Origin of the sequence: Burkholderia sp. E168m23 (assembly GCF_016586125.1) — a bacterium.
In the GTDB taxonomy this organism is placed as follows: Bacteria; Pseudomonadota; Gammaproteobacteria; order Burkholderiales; family Burkholderiaceae; genus Burkholderia; species Burkholderia orbicola.
In genome coordinates, this window is the sequence record NZ_BCPP01000521.1 from 1 (window position 1) to 5,002 (window position 5,002).

The 5,002-nt window shown below is 67.8% G+C and carries 4 protein-coding genes; 3 read left to right on the forward strand and 1 reads right to left on the reverse strand.

Features of this window, described 5'->3' with window-relative positions; all coding sequences use genetic code 11:
* A partial coding sequence (locus tag JMF90_RS23715; RefSeq protein WP_201325496.1) for a tannase/feruloyl esterase family alpha/beta hydrolase occupies positions 1-1,602 on the forward strand: 1,602 nt, incomplete at its 5' end.
* A 63-nt stretch (positions 1,603-1,665) separates the two neighbouring features.
* Here JMF90_RS23715 and JMF90_RS23720 read toward each other — a convergent pair.
* Positions 1,666-2,142 carry an Lrp/AsnC family transcriptional regulator gene (locus tag JMF90_RS23720; protein WP_011548811.1) on the reverse strand — a complete coding sequence of 159 codons (477 nt, stop codon included), beginning with the start codon at positions 2,140-2,142 and terminating at the stop codon, positions 1,666-1,668.
* A gap of 189 nt (positions 2,143-2,331) precedes the next feature.
* On the opposite strand from JMF90_RS23720, the gene JMF90_RS23725 reads away from it, so the two are divergent.
* Together JMF90_RS23725 and JMF90_RS23730 are read left to right on the forward strand one after the other, a co-directional pair.
* Positions 2,332-3,564 (forward strand): diaminopropionate ammonia-lyase, encoded by a 1,233-nt coding sequence (locus tag JMF90_RS23725; protein ID WP_011548812.1) that lies wholly within the window; start codon positions 2,332-2,334, stop codon positions 3,562-3,564.
* A 41-nt stretch (positions 3,565-3,605) separates the two neighbouring features.
* Entirely contained in the window at positions 3,606-4,790 is a 1,185-nt protein-coding gene (locus tag JMF90_RS23730) for a M20 aminoacylase family protein (RefSeq protein WP_011548813.1), read from the forward strand.
* Positions 4,791-5,002: the final 212 nt, after the last annotated feature.

Here is a 5,002-nt window from a genome sequence, read left to right on the forward strand (position 1 = left end):
ACGATGGCGCAGACCTGCGACGCGCTCGCCGCGAAGCTCGCGTATGCGAACACGTCGTTCACGTCGGTGACGACCGCCGCGGCCGGCACGCTGACGGTGGCCGGCAAGCCGGTCGCCGAGCACTGCGTGATCGCAGGCAAGATGAACCAGCGCGTGAGCGGGGTGGACGGCAACACCTATGCGATCGGCTTCGAGATGCGTTTGCCGAAAGCGTGGAACGGCCGCTTCTTCTACCAGGCCAACGGCGGGCTCGACGGCAACGTCGTGACCGCGACCGGCGAGATCGGCGGCGGCGGGCCGCTGACCAACGCGCTGAATCAGGGCTTCGCGGTGATCAGCTCGGATTCCGGGCACAGCGCCGCGCAGAATCCGCTGTTCGGTCTCGATCCGCAGGCGCGGATCGATTACGGCTACGGCGCCGTCGACGCGCTGACGCCGATGGCGAAGCAGGTGATCCGGCTCGCGTACGGCAAGGCGCCCGATCGCAGCTATTTCGGCGGCTGCTCGAACGGCGGCCGTCACGCGATGGTCACGGCGGTGCGCAACCCGGCCGACTACGACGGCATCATCGCGGGCGATCCGGGCTTCCATCTGCCGAAGGCGGCGATCGGGGAGATGTATGGCGCCCAGCAGTTCGCGAAGATCGCGTCGGCCACCGGAACGAACGGGTTGCCGGACATCCGCAGCGGTTTCAACGATGCGGAACGCCAGTTCGTCGGCGCGAAGATTCTCGAAAAATGCGATGCGCTCGATGGCGCGGCCGACGGGATGGTGCAGGACGTCGCCGCGTGCCAGGCGCATTTCAGCGTCGACACGGACATCCCGACCTGCGCGAACGGCACGCGCACCGGATCGTGCCTGACGCCTGCGCAGAAAACCGCGCTGGAGAACGTGTTCACCGGTGCGCGCAACAGCGCGGGCACGGCGCTGTACGCGAGCTTTCCGTACGATCCGGGCATCTCGGGCCCAGGCTGGGCCGGGTGGAAGCAGTCGAATTCCATCACGCTCGATCCGGCCGCGATGGCGTTCACGTTCATGACGCCGCCGAAAACCGCCGCGGCGCTCGCGAACCTGCCCGGTTTCGCGCTCGGTTTCGACATGGACAACGATGCGCCGGCGATTTTCGCGACGAACGGCACTTACACGCAATCGTCGTGGTCGTTCATGACGCCGCCCGACGAGACGAACCTCGCCGCGCTGAAGTCGCGCGGCGCGAAGCTGCTCGTCTATCACGGCACGGGCGACCCGGTGTTCTCGTTCAACGACACGCGCGACTGGTACGCGCAGGTCGCGCAGGCGAACGGCGGCGATGCGTCGAGCTTTGCTCGCTTCTATCCGGTGCCGGGGATGAACCACTGCTCGGGCGGCCCGACCGCCGATCAGTTCGACATGCTGACGCCGCTCGTCGCGTGGGTCGAACAGGGGCAGGCGCCCGCGGCGGTCGTGGCGACCGCGCGCGATACGACGAACGCGGTGCCGAATGCGGACGTGCCGACGTCTTGGGGCGCGGGCCGCACGCGTCCGTTGTGCCCGTATCCGCAGGTCGCGCGCTACAACGGTTCGGGCGACCTGAACTCGGCGGCGAGCTTCAGTTGTCGTTGAGGTAACCGTCGATGGGAAACGGCCGGCGCACGTTGTCGTGCGCCGGCTGTTTCATCGCCGCATTCACTCGCCGGCATCGACCGGCACGTCGAGCCCGACCTTCACGCGGCTCATGCTGACCAGCGTCTTGAACCGCTTCACGTTGTTGTTCGCGAAGAACAGCTCGCGCGTGAGCGCGTTGTACTGATCCATGTTGCGCACCGCGAGGATCAGCACGAAATCCCATTCCCCCGTCACGTAGTAGCACTGCTGGATTTGCGGGCAGCGCTCGAACGTGCGCTTCATCGCATCGAGCTGGTCGATCTGCTCGCTTTCGACCTCGACGTTCACGACGATCGTCAGCGGATGATCGACCTTGTCCGGCGCGACGACGGCCGTGTAGCGCTCGATCACGCCATCTTCCGCGAGGCGCCGCAGCCGCCGGTTCACCGCGGCGGTCGACAGGTTGACGCGCGCGCCGAGCTCGGCCTGCGGCGTCTGCGCGTCGCGCTGGAGTTCCATCAACAGCTTGCGATCGAACGCATCGAGAGGGGTCGTCATGATGGTGCGTGAAACCTCGAAAGAATGAGAAATTTTTGCGTCGGAGCGGTCGATTTGGCGATTTCATTCACCGGCATGCGCAATATTATTTTTCCAACGGGCGACAAGCGCAATGCGCGCCTGCCTGCCCCGACCCATCTGTCTCACCTGACCGCCCGCCTGCGCGGTCCCGATCCGGAGCCTTTCGCCATGCTGATCGCCAACCCGCGCGCGTCGCGCACCGCCTACCCGAACGCGCTGCGCCGCGTGATGAACATCGCGTCGGCCGACGAGAGCGGTGCGTGGCTCGCGCACTGGCCGCTCGTCGGGAACGCGCGCACGCCGCTGCGGGCGCTGCCCGATCTGGCCGCGCGGCTCGGCGTCGCGAGCGTCAGCGTGAAGGACGAGTCGTGCCGCTCGCCGCTCGGCAGCTTCAAGGCGCTCGGCGCGCCGATCGCGCTGGTGCGGCTCGTGAAGCGGTTGCGGCGCTCGCAGGCACTCGATCCGCAGGGGCTCGTCACTGGCCGCTACGCGTCCGAGCTGGCCGACCTGACGGTGATCAGCGCGACCGACGGCAATCACGGCCGCGCGCTGGCCGCCGCCGCGCGCGCGATCGGCTGCGGCTGCGTGATCGTGCTGCACGCGAACGTCGACGCCGAGCGCGAACGCGCGATCTCGGCGTACGGCGCGCGAATCGTGCGCATCGCGGGGAACTACGACGAATCGGTCGTCTGCGCGGCGCAGCTCGCGCAGGCGAACGGCTGGTACGTCGTGTCGGATACGTCGTACGACGGCTACGAAGCGATTCCGCGCGACGTGATGCAGGGCTACGGCGTGATCGCCGCCGAAGCGGTCGCGCAGGCGGCGGAGGACGACGGGCGGCCGTTCACGCACGTGTTCCTGCAGGGCGGCGTGGGCGGCCTCGCCGCGGGCGTCGCGAGTTACCTGTGGGAGCGCGACGGCGTGCAGCGGCCACGCTTCGTCGTCGTCGAGCCGCGCCAAGCCGATTGCCTGTACCAGAGCGCGTTGGCCGGGCGCGCGACGAAGGCGAGCGGCAGCGTCGATTCGGTGATGGCCGGGCTCGCGTGCGGCGAGGCGTCGCCGCTCGCGTGGGATTTCCTCGAGATGTGCATCGACCACTTCATGCTGATCGACGATGAAGACGCGGTGCAGACGATGCGCGGCCTCGCGGCCGGCAGCGAACGCGACGTGCCGCTCGTCGCCGGCGAATCGGGCGCGGCCGGCGTGGCGGGGCTCGACGTGCTGATGCGCGACCCGGCGCTTGCGCGGCAGGTCGGACTCGACGCGAATGCGCGCGTGCTGGCGATCAACACGGAAGGGGCGACCGCGCCGTCCGTGTACCGGGATTGCGTCGGCGAGACGGCCGCCGCGGTGCTCGCGCGGCAGCGCGACTGGCTGAGCCGCGTGGCGGTGGCGGCTTGAACGACGTGACGACCGACATGACGACCGACGAGGCAAACGCAATGGACGCAATCGACGCAACGGCAGAAAGCACGCTGCAGGGGCAGCTGAAAACCTGGCGCCGCCATCTGCACCAGTATCCGGAGACGGGTTTCGAAGAAGTGAATACGTCGGACTACGTCGCGCGGATTCTCACGACGCTCGGGCTCGACGTGCATCGCGGCATCGGCGGCACGGGGCTCGTCGCGAACCTGACGGCGGGCACCGGTCAGCGCGCGATCGGCATTCGCGCGGACATGGACGCGCTGAACATCGCCGAGCACGCGCCGGGCCGCGAACACGTGTCGCGCACGCCGGGCAAGATGCATGCGTGCGGGCACGACGGCCACATGTCGATGGTGCTCGGCGCCGCGCAACTGCTGGCCGAGCGCAAGGATTTCGACGGCACGGTGCGCTTCATTTTCCAGCCGGCGGAAGAGCACGGCCGCGGCGCGAAGGCGATGATGGCCGACGGGCTGTTCGAGCGCTTTCCGGTCGATGCGATCTTCGGCGCGCACAACATGCCGGGCATGCGCGCGGGCACGTTCGCGACGCGTGCGGGCGGCATCATGGCGAGCGAGGACAACTTCGTGATCCGGATCGACGGGCGCGGCACGCATGCGGCGCGTCCGCACATGGGCATCGATCCGATCGTGATTGGTTCGCAGATCGTGCTCGCGCTGCAGACGATCGTGTCGCGCAATCTCGATCCGGGCCAGCAGGCGGTGATCTCCTGCACGGAATTCGTCACCGACGGGCTGCGCAACGTGCTGCCGTCGACGGTGACGATCAAGGGCGACACGCGCAGCTATTCGCGCGACGTGCAGGCGCTGCTGGAAACGCGGATGCGCGAGATCAGCGAAGGGATCTGCCGTACGCATGGCGCGACCTGCACGTTCGACTACACGCACGAGTTCGCGCCGACGGTGAATTCGCCGGAATGGGTCGACACGGCCGTGCAGGCCGCCGCGCATATCGTGGGCGCCGACGCGGTGAACGCCAACGTGCAGCCGATGATGGTTTCTGAGGATTTCGGCGCGTTCCTGCAGGCGGTGCCGGGCAATTTCGTGTTCATCGGCAACGGCGAAGCGGCCGGGCAGGGCGGCGTGCCGCTGCACAACGCGACGTACGATTTCAACGACGAGATTTTGCCGGTGGGCGCGCGGTATTTCGCGGAGGTGGCGCGGCGCGCGTTGAAGGCGGTGTAGCGGAGCAGGGGCGGATGAGGTCGATTCCGTGGCGGGAAGGCAGAGGCAATTCCTGGGCTGCGGGGCTGACCAAAGGCGGAATGACCGAGGCGAGCCGACGGAGGCTGGCGAGCAGGGAAATCGCCGTGGCGGATAGGGGCGGCCGAGGCGATTTAATTGAAGTTTTTGCGCATAAACATACGACAACATATCTCTCAGAGCGGGGGCGATAA